A 14,861-nucleotide genomic window follows, 5' to 3' on the forward strand; every position below is an offset into this window, starting at 1 on the left:
TAGCCATCGATCGTCAATTGTCTCCACGGGCAAGGTACGGTCACCGAACTATGAGCGCAACGCTGGTCGCCGGCCTCGACGCGGGCGCCACGACGACAAGATGCGTGATAGCCACGCTTGACGGCGCGGTGGTGGGCCGGGGCACGTCCGGCGGCGCCAACCGCAACAGCAGCAGTGGTGAGATCAGCGCGGCCTTGGCGGCGGCGCTCACCGAAGCGTCGGCCACAGTCGACCGCGCGGACGTACGCCTCGGCGTGCTCGGCGCGGCGGGGTCGGCGGGAGCGGGCCGGGAGGCGTTCCGGGCCGCCGCGATTCAGGCTTGGCGGACTGCCGGTTTGACCGGCGAGGTGGTCACGGTGACAGATCTGGAGGTGGCGTACGCGGCGGGCACCACCGCCCCCGACGGCGTGCTCCTGCTCTCCGGTACCGGCGCCTTGGCCGCCCGCTTCATCGGCGGCACCGTGCAACGCCGCTGCGACGGCTACGGCTGGCTCCTCGGCGACGAGGGCTCCGCCGTCTGGATAGGCATACAGGCGCTCCGCGCCGCCCTCGCCGCGCTGGACGGCCGAGGCGAGTGGACGAGCCTGGTGAGAGCCGCCCACCGCCACTTCGGTGTGGAGGTGGGCGGCAACCCTCACGAGGCGGCAGCTCCCGCAGAAGAGGACGCCGCTGGAGAACAAGTGGTGGCCGGAAGCGTTGGGGCTGAGCGCCTGGCGCAGGAGCTGTTGGCTGTGGGGTTCGCGGTGGCGCCGGCGGCGCTGGGAGGGCTGGCGCCGGCGGTCAGCGCGGCGGCTGACGGCGGGGATGCCGTGGCCGGGCGGATCTGCGAGGAGGCGGCTCGGCGGCTGTTGCACACCTACGACAGCGTCGGGCCGCCACCCGGCGCTGCCGTGGTGCTGGCCGGGTCCGTGCTGCTCGGGCCCGGTCCGGTGGGCCGTGCTGTTCGCGCCGGCCTCGAGGCTCGTGGGGTGGTGCGGCCCCGGGCGGCGCTCGACGGCGCCGGTGGGGCCGCTGCCCTGGCGATCGGCCGCCTCACCGGCATCCCCGTGCCGCCGGTGGTGCACCGTCGGCTGACTGGCAGCCGTCACGAGCCTGGTCCGGAAGAAAGCGAGCCGCTCCCGGCAAAGAGCGAGTCGGTTCCGGACGACGATGAGCGCACGCCCGACCGCGGGTAGAGCAGGTACGGGCGGCGCTGTTTGTCGAACGCGGCCAGCTCCCCCGCCCAGGCGGCGTTCACCTCGGCGGTCGTCGCGCCGGCGTCGATCATGGTGCGCAGGCGCGGGGAGCCGGTCAGCAGGTCGATCCAGTAGCGGGCGCCGTCGAGACGCCAGGCGAAGGCCGGTTCCTTCCGGGCTTCGACCAGCATGGCCACCGCCGTGCGGATCGGTTCGAAGGTGGACCGGTCGGTCACCTTCACCTCGACGCCGGCGCACAGGACGCCGGTGAACTTGTTGAAGGTGGGAGTGAAGTAGGCCTCGCGGAACTCGACGCCGGGCAGGCCTTGCGCGCTCACCCGGTCGCCCCAGTGATAGTCGAAGCCGGGTCCGCCGATCAGCTCGAACGGGCGGGTCGTGCCGCGGCCCTCGGACAGGGACGACACCCCCTCGAACATGCCGGTGCCGGGGTAGACCTCGGCCGTGTCCGGGGTGGGCATGTTCGGGCTGGGCAGCACCCAGGGGACGTCGGTGTCGGCGGCGTGCAGGCGGCCGTGCCAGCCCCGGCAGGCGACCACCTGGAGGTCGACGGCGCCGGACAGGAACTCGCCGTTGTAGAAGCGGGCCAGCTCGCCGACCGTCAGGCCGTGCTGCTGCACGATCTTCAGCCGGCCCACCCCGGACGTGTAGCCGTCGGTCATCATCGGGCCGTGGGCGCGCCCGCCGATCGGGTTCGGCCGGTCCAGCACCACGTAGCGCAGCCCGAGCCGGGCGGCCGCGGCCATCGAGTCGTACAGCGTGTAGATGTAGGTGTAGAACCTCGCACCGACGTCCTGGATGTCGAAGACGACAGTGCGTACCGCCGAGGCGGTGAACATCGAGATCCACTGCTCGAGCGAGGCCAGGTACGCGTCGTAGACGATCAGCCCGGTGCGTGCGTCGACGCCGGTGCCCTCGCTGCCACCGGCCTGCGCCGAGCCGCGGAAGCCGTGCTCGGGCCCGAAGACCCCGCCGATCGTCACGCCGTCCTCGTGCATCCGGTCGACCAGATGCCGGTAGTCACGGTCCACCCCGGTCGGGTTGGACACGACACCGACGCGCTGACCTTGGAGGGTCTCCCAATTCGCGGCGGCAAGTCGGTCCATGCCGGTCCGCACCCTCGCGACAGCCGGGGATGACGCGGCGGCGGCGCCGGGAAAGGAGACCGCCGCAACCCCGGCCGCGGCCAGCACCGACCGGCGTCTCACCGGACGCTCCAGGTCAGGCCGTGCCCGAACGGATAGGCGCCGGGGATCTCGACCGGGAGCTTGCCCCGCGGCGGCAGCGTGCCGAGCAGCACCTTCGCCAGGGACTGCATGGAGGCGACCGAATAGCTGTACGTCGCCAGGGACGTGCGAGCCTCGGGCAGCGCGGCGACGTCGTACGGATCGCGGACCGCCACCAGAATCACCGGCTTGCCGGTCGCCACCAGGGCCCGGACCAGCGCCTGCTGCCGGCCACCGGGATCGGCCGTCGTGGTGTCCCAGGCCCGGCTGGTGAGCACCACCGTGAGGTCGTGCGCACCGGCCGCCGCTACCGCTTCCGCGATCTTCGCGTCGTTGGGCACGCCCGTGACCAGAGGGGTACCGCCGAGCGCCGTGGCGAGGACCCCGATGTTGTCGGTGGCGCTGGAGTTCCACCCCGTCACCAGCACGGACCTACCGCGCGCGAAGGGCAGCAGCCCGTCGTCGTTGCGGACCGCCGTGATCGTGCGGTCGGTGACCGACTGCGCGACCCGCAGGTGAGCGGCCGATCCGACGGTGCGCTCAGCCGCCGCCGGGTCGACCGGCTGCCACGACAGCAGGCCGCGCTTCTGCTTGAGTTTCAGGATCCGGCGCACCGACTCGTCGATCCGGGCCTCGGTCAGCTCCCCCGACGCCACCGCCGCGAGCACCGCGTCGTATGCCACCTGCATGTTCGGCGGCATCAGCAGCATGTCCACGCCGGCCTTCAGCGCCAGCACCGGCACCCGCTCGTCCCCGTACTTCTGCCGCACCCCGGCCATCTCCAGCGAGTCCGTCACGACCACCCCGCGATAGCCGAGCTCGCCCCGCAGCAGCCCGGTGATGATCGGCTTGGAGAGGGTGGCCGGGTCGCCGGACGGATCGAGCGCCGGCACCACGATGTGCGCGCTCATGATCGCGTCGGCCCCGGCCGCGATGGCCGCCTTGAACGGCGGCGCGTCGATCTTGTCCCACTCGGCGCGGCTGTGGTTGATCACCGGCAGTCCGGTGTGGCTGTCCGTAGCCGTGTCGCCGTGGCCCGGGAAGTGCTTGGCCGCGGCCGACGTGTTCGCCCCGGTCTGCAACCCGAGGATCTGGCTCGCCGTGAGCGCCGCCGCCAGCCGCGGGTCACTGCTGAACGACCGCACCCCGATCACCGGGTTGGCCGGGTTGACGTTGACGTCCGCGTCCGGCGCCCAGGCCTGGGTGATGCCCACGGCCCGCAGCTCGGCCCCGGTCACCTGCCCGGTCCGATAGGCGTCGGCCGGGTTGCGCCCGGCACCGAGCGCCATTCCGCCCGGGAACTGCGTGGCCGGCGCCGGCATCCGGGTCACCACGCCGTGCTCCTGGTCGGTCGAGATCGACAGTGGCACGCCGGTGGCGGCCGCCTGGAGCCCGTTGCTGAGCGTGGCGATCTGCCGCGGGTTCTGCAGGCTGTTCGTCCACGCGAAGTAGATGACCCCGCCGAGGTGGTACTTGGCGACGACCTCGGCCGGTGTGCTCACGCCGTACAACCGCTGATTTTCGCTCGAAGGTGTTGCGGCGTCGCTGCCGTAGACGTACGTGGTGAAGAGCTGCCCGACCTTCTCCGGCAGCGTCATGCGGGCCAGCGTGGCCTCGACCGGCGAGGCCGTCGGCACTCCGGCGGCGGGCACCCCGAGGGCGGCGAGAGCGAGAAAAGCGACCGAACGCGTTCGCATGTTGTCGGAAGGTAGCCGGGTCACGGTGCGATGGCAATAACCTTCGCCCCTCTTGCAAGTCACGAAGGAAACATCCATCCTCGACGAATCGACGTATTGAGGAGCGTTGATGATCACAGCTCTCGTCGCCCCACTCTGCCTGGTGGCGTGCCTGGTCACACCGGCCGACATCCAGTTCCGGCACGACGTGCTGCGCCCCGGCACGGCGCGCTCGGCCGGCCTGTTGCCGGGCCCGATCGCCGCCCTGCCCGGCATCGCCGAGTCATATTTACGACCCACGGCCGACCACCCCGATCACCCCACGTACGCGGGCGCCACCGTGCTCGCCGCCCACCACGGAGTCGTGGTGTCGCGCTTCGCGGTCGGTGACGCGGTCCGCTACGCCGCGGGCCCGACCGAGCTTCCCCCGCCACAGCGCATCGCGGCCCGCACCGACACGCTGTGGGACCTGGCCTCGATCTCCAAGCTGTTCACCACGATCGTCGTGCTGCAACAGGCCGAGCGGGGCCGGGTCGATCTGGACGCGCCGGTCGCGAGCTACGTCCCGGAGTTCGCGGCCGGCGGCAAAGAGGCCGTCACCATCAAGCAATTGCTGACGCACACGTCCGGACTGCCGGCCTTCCTGCCGTTCTATTCGCTGTACGCGACGCCCGAGGAGCGCATCGCGGCCGCGCTGGCCACGCCGATCACGCCCGGCCGGAAATACGTCTACTCCGACATCGGGCTGATCGCGCTCGGCGTAATGGTCGAGCGCGTGACCGGAAAGACGCTCGACCGGGCCGTCCGCGACGGGGTGACCGGCCCGCTGCGCATGCGCGACACCGGCTACAACCCGGATGCGGCCCTGAAAGCCCGCATCGCGGCGACCGAATACCAGCCGTACGTCAATCGCGGTCTGGTCTGGGGTGAGGTTCACGACGAGAACGCCTGGTCGCTCGGCGGCGTGGCCGGGCACGCGGGCGTCTTCTCCACCGCGGACGATCTCGCCATTCTGTGCCAGACGCTGCTCAACGGCGGCATCTACAAGGGAAAGCGGATCCTCTCCGAGGCAATGGTCCGGCGGGCGCTGGTCAACTACAACGCCGACCTGATGGAACAAAACCCGGAAAGCGCGCGCGGGCTCGGCTTCGAGCTGTCCAAGTACTGGTACATGGACGGGATGACCTCGCCGGTCACCTTCGGGCACACCGGATTCACCGGCACGTCGGTCGTCATCGACCCGCTCGACCAGTCGTTCCTCATTCTGCTCAGCAATCGGGTCCACCCGGACCGCGCCTGGGGAAGCAACAATGTCGCACGGCGCGCTCTCGCCCGTACATTTGCCGCCTCTCATCCCCTCAAAGCGGACTGGCGGACCCAGACGATTGACAACGCCACCATGACGTTGACCGCCCCTCTGCGGCATGCGGCGGGCGAGCGGGCGAAGGCTTCATTCAATTTGTGGTACGACACGGAGCCGCTCTCCGACATCCTGAGCCTCGAGTCATCGACCGACGGCGTGGTGTGGACTCCCTCATCCCTGAGCCTCAGCGGGTTCGGTGGGCGCCGCTGGTGGCCGGTCACCGTCGCCATTCCGGCGGGCACGACCCACGTGCGCTTCATCTATCGAACCGACGCGGATTCGCAGGGGCGCGGCGTCCTTCTCGACCGGCTGCGGGTAACCGAGCCCGGCGCGATTCTCGTCGACGGCCGCACCGCCCTGATCGCCGACGGCTGGAATCCGTCACCGAACGCCCCGTCACCTAACGCTTAGGAGCCGAGCATGGAACACACGATCAGCCGGCGCGGGCTTCTCCAGGGCGCGGCGGGCGTCACCGCCGCGAGCGCGCTCGGCGGATGCGCGATGGGCGGCGGCGACTCCGAGGACGACGCCAAGGGCTCGGTGAGCGCGAGCAACCCGCTCGGCGTGAAGGAGGACGCGCCGCTCGAGGTCGTCATCTTCAACGGCGGCTTCGGTGAGGACTACGCCAAGGCGCACGAGGCCATGTACAAGGAACTCCACCCCAAGGCCGAGATCAAGCACTCGGCCACCCAGCAGATCGCCGAGACGCTGCAACCGCGTTTCGTGGCCGGGGATCCGCCCGACGTGGTGAACAACTCCGGCGGCAGCCAGATCGACTTCAACGGGCTCGTGTCGCAGGGCGCGCTGGCCGACCTGGGCGAGCTTCTGGACGCGCCCAGCCTCGACGACCCCAACAAAAAGGTGCGGGACACGCTGCTTCCGGGCATCGTCGACGTCGGCTCGTACGACGGGAAGTTCCTGTCGTTGAATTACGCCTATTCCGCGTACGGCATCTGGTATTCGCAGAAGCTCTTCGACGCCAAGGGATGGGCGTATCCGAAGACCTGGGACGACATGATCGCCCTGTGCAAGCAGATCAAGGCGGCCGGCATCGCGCCCTGGACCTATCCGGGAAAGCACTCGCGCTACATGAGCTGGCCGATTCTCGCCGCCGCCGGGAAGATGGGCGGCATAGAGGTCATCAAGGCGATCGACAACCTCGAGCCGAACGCGTGGAAGCACGACGCGGTCAAGGCGGCCGCCGAGGCGTACTACCAATTGGCCGTCGACGGTTTCCTCCAGCCGGGCGCCGAGGGCATGGACCACGTCCAATCGCAGACCGAGTGGTGCCGGGGCAAAGCCGCCTTCGTCTCCTGCGGATCGTGGCTGGAGAACGAGCAGAAAGCCGTCACCCCGCCCGATTTCCGGATGGCGGTGGCGCCGACGCCTTCGCTCACCACGAGCGACAAGATGCCGTACGAGGCCTTCCGCGGCACCGGCAGCGAGCCGTTCGTCGTGCCGTCCAAAGGCAAGAACGTCCGCGGCGGCCTCGAATATCTGCGCGTCATGCTGTCGCAGAAGGGCGCCTCCGATTTCACCCGCAAGGTCAGCAGCCTCACCGCCGTGCAGGGCTCCAGCGCCGGAATCGAGCTCGGCCCGGGCCTGACCTCGGTGACCAAGCTGATCGACGCGTCCAAGGGAACGGCCTTCACCTGGCTCTACTCGTCGTATTACCGCAAGCTCGAACGGGAACGGGTCGACGCGGCCAGCGCCGAGCTCTACGCCAAGCGCATCACCGCCGCCCAGTGGTGCGACAAAATCCAGAAGTCGGCCGACGAGTTCGCCCAGGACCCCGCGATCAAGAAGTACAAGCGGTCCTGACGTGCCCGGCAAGCGCCTGTTCATCGCCGTCTTCCTGATTCCACCCCTTCTGCTGTACGGGATTTTCGTCGTGTCCCCGTACGCGCAGGCGTTCCAGATCGCGGGGACGAACTGGAGCGGGCTCTCCCCCACGTACGACTTCGTCGGCCTGGACAATTTCCAGCGCCTGCTGAGCGACGGCTATTTCTGGAACGCGTTGCGGCACAACGGATTACTGCTCGTGCTGCTGCCGGTGGTGACGATCCTGCTCGGCCTCTTCTTCGCCTCGATGATCAGCGTGGGCGGGCGGGCCGACCGGGTGGGCGTGCACGGCGTACGCGGCGCTGGTTTTTATCGGGTCGTCTATTTCTTTCCGCAGGTGCTGTCGGTGGCGATCGTCGGCGTGCTGTGGAAGGAGATGTACGCGCCGCACACCGGCATGGTGAACGGTTTCCTCCGGGCGGTCGGGCTCGACGGGCTGGCGGTGGCGTGGCTGGGCGATCCGCGGTTCTCGTTCTGGTGCGTGATGGCCGTGATGATCTGGATGAACGTGGGCTTCTACGTGGTCCTGTTCAGCGCCGCCATGCAATCCATACCGCGCGACCTGTACGAGGCGGCGCTGCTCGACGGGGCGGGCCGGCTCACCACGCTGGTCCGGCTGACCGTGCCGCTGGTGTGGGACACGATCCAGGTCGCCTGGGTCTACCTGGCCATCATCGCGATCGACGGCTTCGCCATCGTGCAGATCATCACCGACGGCGGGCCGTCCTCGTCGTCGGATGTGGTGGGGTTGCGGCTCTACAAGACGGCTTTCGCCGACGGGCAGTTCGGTTATGCGTCGGCGATCGGGGTGGCGATGTTCTTCCTGACGCTCACCGTTGCCGCCATGTTCCTGCGGGTGACCCGGCGCGAGCGGGTGGAGTTGTAGATGGCTGTTCTCACCCGGCCCTCTACGCCGGTTTTATCGCCTCCACCGGTCAAATCCCGGCCGCCCATTTTATCGCATATGTTCCTGGCGGGGTGGGCGCTGCTCACCACGCTGCCGCTGCTGTGGGCGGTGCTGAGCTCGTTCAAGAGCGACACCGAGATCCTCACCGACCCGTGGAGCCTGCCGTCGCGGCTGCGCTGGGAGAACTGGGAGCGGGCCTGGAACGAGGCCCACATCGGCCGCTACTTCCTGAACAGCGCCATCGTGGTCACCGGCGCCCTCACCCTGACCATGCTGTTCGGCGCCATGGCCGCGTACGTGCTGGCCCGCTACCGGTTCCGCGGGCGCCGGATCGTCTACTTCGCCTTCGTGGGCGGCATGATGTTCCCGGTCTTCCTGGCGCTGGTGCCGCTGTTCTTCGTCGTACGCAATCTGGGAATGCTCGGCACTCTGCCCGGCCTGACGCTGGTGTACGCCGCATACTCGCTACCCTTCACGGTCTTCTTCCTGACCGCCTTCTTCCGCACCCTGCCCACCTCGGTGGCCGAGGCGGCGATGGTCGACGGCTGCGGCCACTTCGGCTTGTTCTTCCGCGTCATGCTGCCGATGGCCCGCCCCGGCCTGGTCAGCGTCGGCATCTTCAACTTCCTGTTCCAGTGGAACCAGTACGTCCTGCCCATCGTGCTCATGCAGGGCGAGGGCGCGGAGAAGAAGTGGGTGCTGGCCCAGGGTTTGACCGCCCTCGCCGTCAACGAGGGCTACCGCGGCGACTTCAGCGGCCTGTTCGCCGGCATGACCATAGCCATGCTCCCCGTCATAGCCGGCTACCTCCTCTTCCACCGCCAGGTCCAGTCCGGCCTGGCCGCCGGCCAACTCCGCTGAAGCTCGACCCCGAAAAGCCCGGCGCCCCCGCCAGCGACTCGCTCATGAGCCAAGGCTGGACCCTCGAGTAGGGAGAGAGTCAACGTGGCATCCGCAAGCTCGGCATTCCCTTGGCCGAGCCCAAGTCGATTCTGGCGGCCGACGACCCGGAGAAGCGCGCCGGCCTGATCGCGGGCACCTGCGCTGGGCCGTCGTCTCGCTGCGCCGCCCGCTCACTCCCCGACGCGGACGAGCTGGAGGTGACGCTGCGCTCCGAGCCGTCCTGCACGGTCGCCGCGGTGGAAGGCCTGGTCGAGACGAGACGATGCGGAGAATCGACGCGGCGGATCCGCCCGGAGAAGCGCACCGGCACGTACGCCAACGGGCTGTTCACCACGGGGAAGGGCAGGATGACGGTCCACGAGACCTACCCGCTGGGCTCGCCGTGCTGGAAGACGCTCGACCGCGAGGGGCGCCTGATCGCGCTCTCCGCGACATCCCGATCACCGCTCAGTGGCGCGCCGAGATCGGCTGGCCCGGTTTCCGCGTGGGCCCGTTCTGACCGCCGGCAGGGGGCCCGGGGTTGCCGGCCTATTCGTCGAATGGGTGGGTGGGTTGAAGCGGGAGGGCTCCGGTGTGGTCCAGCGCAAGGGCGAAGCGTTGTCGATGCGGACGACGTGCTCGACGGTGAAGTCGACCAAGCGCTCGGCGCCCGGGACCGCCTCGGCGTGGGTGGGGTTCCAGTCGACGATCGCGGTGCCGGACAGGTGGAGCAAGGTGCCTGTGGGCCAGTCCGGTATCAGGAGGCCGGCCCGCGGGTTGAGCTCCAGGTTGCCGAACGTGTTGAACATCGAGTTGCCTGAGTAGTCGGGCCAGCGCAGGTGGGTGGGGCTCAGCGCTTGGAGGAAGCCGGGGTTGCCGCCCCGGTGGGAGGCGTCGGTGTTGCCGTCCGGGTCGGCGGTGGCCACGAAGAACGTGTCGGCCTGGCCGATGAAGGCGCTCTCCTCGGCTGTCAGCGTGACGCCGGCGCGGGCGACGCCCGGGGTCGCCGGCGCGAGCATCGGGCGGCGTTTCTGGATGTACTTCGGGCAGTTGCCGTAGATCTGGGCGAGCTCGATCCGCAGGCCGGCCGGCGTCGGGTGGGCTGTGCCGTTCATGCGGAGGCGGCGGCGGGTGCCGGGCTCGATGGCGATCAGGCCCACCGGGGCCGGGGCGGACAGCGCCTCCTCGAGCGGGTCGCCGGGCGTCGTCGCGGCGGCGATGTCGATCGTTGAGACACCGGTGGCGCTGATGAAGCCGGGGGCGCCGGTCAGCATCGTGGCCCAGACGTCGCCGCGGGTGTCGGTGGCGCCGAGGACGATCATCGGCTGAGCGGCCAGGAAGGCGGCGGCCGCCCAGGGGATCTCCGTGTTGAACATGCCGGTGAGGCGGGCGGCCTCGTCGAGCAGGCCGGCCCGTTTCTGCGCGATCAGCTCGCCGCGGTGGTAGCGGGTCACAGCGTTCCCCCTGACGTCGTCCAACCGGTAAACGGAACTTTAGCGGTTACGGACGAGGGTGTCAACCGGAGAACGCCGTTTCAAGGGTTACGATGGCGTCGATGAGCACCGACGATGATCCGCGCCCCCTGACCGGCGAGCCCTTGCCGCTCGATCTGCTGAACACGCGGTGGACCGACGACGACGGCACAGAGCACGACCTGCTCGGGCGCCCGGGCGGGCTGGGGATCTGGCTGGCCACGAACGGGCTCAGGGTGCCGGAGACGCAAGAGACGCTCGACGCGTTGCTGGAGACCCGGGAGGCGTTGTTCGAGCTGGTGCAGCCCGAGGTGCGAGACCCGGTGCGGTCGCGGGCTTTGCTGAACGAGACGCTGCGCCACGGTCACTTCCGGCGGCGGCTCGGGGCGAACGGGCCGGAGAACGTGCTCGAGACGGACACGCCCGGCTGGCAGGCCGCGTGGCGGGCCGCCGAGGGCTATCTGCTGCTGCTGGAGCGGGACCCGGGGCGGATCCGGAAGTGCGCCAATCCGGAATGCCGGTTGCGCTTCTACGACGTGTCCAAGGCGGGCGCCCGGCGCTGGTGTTCGATGGCGGCCTGCGGAAACCGCGCCAAGTACGCACGCCACCGCGACAGCCGCTGAGACGAGCGGGCCGGCGCAAGGGGTGGCCGGGAAGGGCCACCCCGGGAGCGACGGTCAGGCGCTGTGCATGACCTCGTCCATCCCGCCCGACGTGCGCCACGTGCGCAGCAGGTCGTGGAAGACGACCGGGCCGGGGCCGAACGAATTGTTGACCGGGCGGGGCTTTCCCTCGCCGTTGTAGTAACCGGGGGTGCACTCCGACTGGAAGTCGAAGTTGTTCGGGGCCGTCTCGCGGATCATGGCCACCCACGCCTGTTCGGCCTCGGCCGTCGGCTCGATGCGGTGGGCGTCGCGCCGGGACGCCTCGGCCACCATCTCCGCGATGTGGGTGGCCTGCTCCTGCAGCACGTGGGTGAAGTTGACCGCGGCCGCGTTCTGCAACGAGCCCATGTGGAACAGGTTGGGGAAGCCGTGGCTGGCGAAGCCGTGCAGGGTGCGGGGACCGTTGCGCCAGTGCCCGAGCAGCGGCAGGCCACCCCGGCCGTACACCGGAAGGGTCCCCGAAAGCACCCCGGAGATGCCCGTCTCGAAGCCGGTGGCCAGCACGACGCAGTCGACCTCGTACGAGGCCTCGCCCACCACGACGGCCGACGGGGTCATCGCCGTGATGCCGCCCGAGTCGGCCGTGTCGATGAGCGTGACGTTCGGGCGGTTGAAGGCCGGCAGGTAGTCGTCGCTGAACGTCGGGCGCTTGCACATGTAGCGGTACCAGGGCTTCAGCTTCTCCGCCGTCTCCGGGTCCTCGACCACCGAGGCGACCCGGGCCCGGATCTCGTCCATCTTGCGGAAGTCGGCCCGCTCGTCGAGGAACGCCCGGTCCTCGGCCGAGATCGTCGGGTCGACCGTGCCGGTCAGCATCTGGCGCTGGAGGGCGGCCGTGGCCGTCCAGCCGTCGTTGATCAGGTCTTCCGCCACGTGGCCGCCGGTGACCAGCGTCAGGAAGTTCTCCATCCGCTCCTGCTGCCAGCCCGGCTTCAGGGTCTCGGCCCACGCCGGGTCGATCGGGCGGTTGTCACGGACGTCCACCGACGACGGGGTGCGCTGGAAGACGTACAGCTGGGAAGCTTTTTCGGCGATCTGGGGAATCACCTGGATGCCACTGGCGCCGGTGCCGACCACGGCCACCCGCTTGCCGGTCAGGTCGTACGAGGCGTCCCAGCGGCTGGTGTGCATGAGGTGGCCGGCGAACTCGTCGATGCCCGGGATGCCGGGGAGTTTCGGCTGGGTGAGGGTGCCGGAGGAGATGACCACATAGCGCGTACGGAAACTGTCGCCGCGGTCGGTCGTCACCGCCCACTCGGCCGCCTCGTCGTCCCAGCGCAGCTCGGTCACCTTGGTGTGGAACAGCGCGTCGGCGTACAACTCGAACTGCTTGGCGATCGCGACGGCGTGGCCGCGGATCTCGTCGCCGGGGGCGTAGCGCCACTTGGGGACGTAGCCGACCTCCTCCAGCAGCGGCATGTAGACGGTGGCCTCGATGTCGCACTGGACGCCGGGGTAGCGGTTCCAGTACCACGTGCCGCCGAAGTCGCCGCCCTCGTCGACCATCCGCAGGTCGCGCACGCCGGCCTGGCGCAGCCGGGCGCCGGCCAGCAGGCCGCCGAAGCCGCCGCCGATGACCAGCGCCTCGACCCGGTCGCTGAGCGGGGAGCGCTCGGCCCGCTCGGTGTACGGGTCGGTGGCGATGTCGCCGGAGGCCCGCCGGTACTGGGCGTTGCCCTCGTCGCGGATGCGGCGATCCCGTTCCCGCCGGTAGCGGGAGCGCAGCCACTCCAGCTCCTCGGTGGAGTAACGGTGGGGGGAGGAGGGGAACATGCGGGGCCCTTTCGCGGAGACCGTCCGGAGTGGAGACCAGCCGGGGCCCAAGATTAAACCAACTGATTGACTTCTAGGGAGGTGTACGGGGCCTGATAGAGCCCTTGAACCGCATCGATCAGTCCGCTCGCCGCCGACGGCCACTCGGGGGTCATCGACCGTTCACGCTGTGCACAGAAATGGACGATCAGGGTGTGCGCCATGTCGTCGCGCTCGCGGCGGACCCGGTCGGGCAGCCCGGGCAGGCAGGCGTGCACGGCCTCGGTGGCCGCGCGCAGGGCCGGGGCCTCGCCGACCTCGGCCGCGGCCAGCTCCCGCAGTTTCGGCTCGGTCATCAGCTGGGCGGCGAAGCGGCCGTACCAGCTGGGGGTCCCGAGAGAGGCCAGGTGCTGGGTGTACGGCAGGACCAGGCACGCGACCCGCTCGCGGAGAACGGTGCTGCCGTCGAAGCGGGTCAGCAGCGCGGCGCGGAGCTCCTCGGTCGGCGTCGAGTGGTGGCGCACTATTGCCCGTACCAAATCGGCTTTTGACCCAAAATGATAGCCGACGGCGGCCGTGTTGCCCTGACCCGCGGCCTCGCTGATCTGCCGGTTGGAGATCGAGAAGACGCCGTGCTCGGCGAAGAGCCGCTCGGCCGCGGCGAGGAGGTGCGCTCTGGTCCCGCTCACCCCGGGGAGCCTACCGACGGGGCGCGGCCGCGGCATCGTGCTCGTACAGCCAGTCCAGGGCGTTGAACGACCAGGACCGCGAGCCGGCCGCCATCTGACTGTCCCGCTCGCGCTGCGCTTCACCGTCCGGCAGGTGGAACCGGGTCTTGTTGCCGGCCGACATCTCCTGAAGACGCGAAGTCCGGGGCAGCCGGATCCGCTCGTACGCCGTGAGAGCCCCGGCCACGTCCGGCGCCTTGCACAGCAACGAGGCCAGGGCGGCGCCGTCCTCGACGGCCTGCGCGGCGCCCTGGGCCATGAACGGCAGCATCGCGTGGGCGGCGTCGCCGAGCAGGGTCACCCGCCCGCGCGACCAGGCCGGGCGGGGCGGCCGGTCGAACAACGCCCACACGTACATCTCGCCGGCGGCGCCGATGATCTCCTGGACCTGCGGATGCCACCCGGCGAAGGCCTCACGCACGTCGGCCACCGCCGCCCGGTCCGTCCACGACTCGCGCGTCCAGCGGTCCTGCTCGACCACCGCCACGAAGTTGACCGACCGCCGGCCGCTGATGAAGTAGTGCACGAAGTGCCGGCCCGGGCCCATCCAGATCTGCGCGGTCACCTCGAGGTCCAGATGGCGCAGGCGCTCGGCCGGTACGACGGCCCGGTACGCGACACAGCCGGTGAACCGGGCCTCGCCCGGCCCGAGCAGCAGCCGGGCCACCGTCGAGTGGATGCCGTCCGCGCCCACCAGCACGTCGAACCGGGCCCGCTCACCGCCCTGAAACGTCGCGTCCACCCCGTCGTCGTCCTGGGCGACGCCGCTGAGACGCCGCCCCAGGTGGATCCGGTCGGCCGGCAGCGCGGCGGCCAGCGCGCTCAGCAGGTCGGCCCGGTGCATCTGATAGTGCGGGAACGACGCCTCGGCCAGCGGGGCCCGCAGCAAGGTCCGCCCGTCGTCCCACCGGCGCTGATGCCAGGCCAGCGGCCGCACGCCGGTGGCGGCGAGCGCACCGGCCAGCCCGAGCCCGTGCAGCACCCGCGACGCGTTCGGGCTGACCTGCACCCCGGCGCCGACCTCGGACAGCCGGGACGACTGCTCGTACACGTGCACGTCCAGGCCCGCCCGGAGCAGACTCAGCGCGGCCGACAGCCCGCCGACGCCTCCACCGACGACACCCACCGACAACGGACCGGCCATAACCCTGATAG

General features: G+C 70.1%; 12 protein-coding genes. 6 read left to right on the top strand and 6 right to left on the bottom strand.

Annotated features, from left to right (window positions below; genetic code table 11):
• Window positions 1–50 precede the first annotated feature (50 nt).
• Window positions 51–1,175, top strand: coding sequence for an N-acetylglucosamine kinase (locus CRP55_RS15390; RefSeq protein ID WP_097320573.1), 1,125 nt, complete (start codon window positions 51–53; stop codon window positions 1,173–1,175).
• Here the strand turns inward: CRP55_RS15390 and CRP55_RS15395 are convergent.
• Together CRP55_RS15395 and CRP55_RS15400 are read right to left on the bottom strand one after the other, a co-directional pair.
• A complete protein-coding gene (locus tag CRP55_RS15395) occupies window positions 1,085–2,401 on the bottom strand; it encodes an exo-beta-N-acetylmuramidase NamZ family protein (RefSeq protein WP_218854485.1) in 1,317 nt (438 codons plus the stop codon). The two genes, CRP55_RS15390 and CRP55_RS15395, sit on opposite strands and share 91 nt — an antisense overlap.
• Entirely contained in the window at window positions 2,398–4,116 is a 1,719-nt protein-coding gene (locus CRP55_RS15400) for a glycoside hydrolase family 3 protein (RefSeq protein WP_097320575.1), read from the bottom strand. The genes CRP55_RS15395 and CRP55_RS15400 overlap by 4 nt, the downstream gene beginning before the upstream one ends.
• Window positions 4,117–4,225: 109 nt before the next feature.
• On the opposite strand from CRP55_RS15400, the gene CRP55_RS15405 reads away from it, so the two are divergent.
• The 4 genes from CRP55_RS15405 to CRP55_RS15420 all read left to right on the top strand — a co-directional run bounded on the left by CRP55_RS15405 (window position 4,226) and on the right by CRP55_RS15420 (window position 9,068).
• Entirely contained in the window at window positions 4,226–5,869 is a 1,644-nt protein-coding gene (locus CRP55_RS15405; RefSeq protein ID WP_097320576.1) for a serine hydrolase domain-containing protein, read from the top strand.
• Between the two features lie 9 nt (window positions 5,870–5,878).
• Window positions 5,879–7,279, top strand: a complete 1,401-nt coding sequence (gene ngcE, locus CRP55_RS15410; RefSeq protein WP_097320577.1) for an N-acetylglucosamine/diacetylchitobiose ABC transporter substrate-binding protein — start codon at window positions 5,879–5,881, stop codon at window positions 7,277–7,279.
• A 1-nt stretch (window position 7,280) separates the two neighbouring features.
• On the top strand, window positions 7,281–8,186 hold the full coding sequence (locus tag CRP55_RS15415) for a carbohydrate ABC transporter permease (RefSeq protein ID WP_097320578.1): 906 nt from the start codon (window positions 7,281–7,283) through the stop codon (window positions 8,184–8,186).
• A gap of 78 nt (window positions 8,187–8,264) precedes the next feature.
• The gene (locus CRP55_RS15420; protein WP_245923006.1) at window positions 8,265–9,068 is read left to right on the top strand and encodes a carbohydrate ABC transporter permease; all 804 of its coding nucleotides are present in this window, start codon (window positions 8,265–8,267) and stop codon (window positions 9,066–9,068) included.
• A 482-nt stretch (window positions 9,069–9,550) separates the two neighbouring features.
• On the opposite strand, the gene CRP55_RS15430 is transcribed toward CRP55_RS15420, so the two are convergent.
• Window positions 9,551–10,543 (bottom strand): pyridoxamine 5'-phosphate oxidase family protein, encoded by a 993-nt coding sequence (locus CRP55_RS15430; RefSeq protein ID WP_097320581.1) that lies wholly within the window; start codon window positions 10,541–10,543, stop codon window positions 9,551–9,553.
• 101 nt (window positions 10,544–10,644) lie between these two features.
• Here CRP55_RS15430 and CRP55_RS15435 point away from each other — a divergent pair, with 101 nt between their 5' ends.
• Complete coding sequence (locus tag CRP55_RS15435) at window positions 10,645–11,184, top strand: CGNR zinc finger domain-containing protein (RefSeq protein WP_097320756.1); 540 nt, start codon at window positions 10,645–10,647, stop codon at window positions 11,182–11,184.
• A 54-nt stretch (window positions 11,185–11,238) separates the two neighbouring features.
• Here CRP55_RS15435 and CRP55_RS15440 read toward each other — a convergent pair whose 3' ends face one another.
• The 3 genes from CRP55_RS15440 to CRP55_RS15450 are packed head-to-tail and all read right to left on the bottom strand — an operon-like array spanning window position 11,239 to window position 14,850.
• On the bottom strand, window positions 11,239–12,999 hold the full coding sequence (locus CRP55_RS15440) for a flavin-containing monooxygenase (protein WP_097320582.1): 1,761 nt from the start codon (window positions 12,997–12,999) through the stop codon (window positions 11,239–11,241).
• Between the two features lie 53 nt (window positions 13,000–13,052).
• Window positions 13,053–13,667, bottom strand: coding sequence for a TetR/AcrR family transcriptional regulator (locus tag CRP55_RS15445; protein WP_245923007.1), 615 nt, complete (start codon window positions 13,665–13,667; stop codon window positions 13,053–13,055).
• 10 nt (window positions 13,668–13,677) lie between these two features.
• A complete protein-coding gene (locus tag CRP55_RS15450; protein ID WP_097320584.1) occupies window positions 13,678–14,850 on the bottom strand; it encodes an FAD-dependent monooxygenase in 1,173 nt (390 codons plus the stop codon).
• Between the last annotated feature and the right edge of the window lie 11 nt (window positions 14,851–14,861).

The sequence above is a fragment of the Paractinoplanes atraurantiacus genome (assembly GCF_900215205.1).
Classification (GTDB): domain Bacteria; phylum Actinomycetota; class Actinomycetes; order Mycobacteriales; family Micromonosporaceae; genus Actinoplanes; species Actinoplanes atraurantiacus.

Excerpts from the sequence above, each read along its gene's own strand:
- CRP55_RS15435 (WP_097320756.1), top strand. The coding sequence starts at position 10,645 with ATGAGCACCGACGATGATCCGCGCCCCCTGACCGGCGAGCCCTTGCCG.
- CRP55_RS15400 (WP_097320575.1), bottom strand. The coding sequence starts at position 4,116 with ATGCGAACGCGTTCGGTCGCTTTTCTCGCTCTCGCCGCCCTCGGGGTG.
- CRP55_RS15420 (WP_245923006.1), top strand. The coding sequence starts at position 8,265 with ATGTTCCTGGCGGGGTGGGCGCTGCTCACCACGCTGCCGCTGCTGTGG.
- CRP55_RS15405 (WP_097320576.1), top strand. The coding sequence starts at position 4,226 with ATGATCACAGCTCTCGTCGCCCCACTCTGCCTGGTGGCGTGCCTGGTC.
- CRP55_RS15440 (WP_097320582.1), bottom strand. The coding sequence starts at position 12,999 with ATGTTCCCCTCCTCCCCCCACCGTTACTCCACCGAGGAGCTGGAGTGG.
- CRP55_RS15450 (WP_097320584.1), bottom strand. The coding sequence starts at position 14,850 with ATGGCCGGTCCGTTGTCGGTGGGTGTCGTCGGTGGAGGCGTCGGCGGG.
- CRP55_RS15390 (WP_097320573.1), top strand. The coding sequence starts at position 51 with ATGAGCGCAACGCTGGTCGCCGGCCTCGACGCGGGCGCCACGACGACA.
- ngcE (WP_097320577.1), top strand. The coding sequence starts at position 5,879 with ATGGAACACACGATCAGCCGGCGCGGGCTTCTCCAGGGCGCGGCGGGC.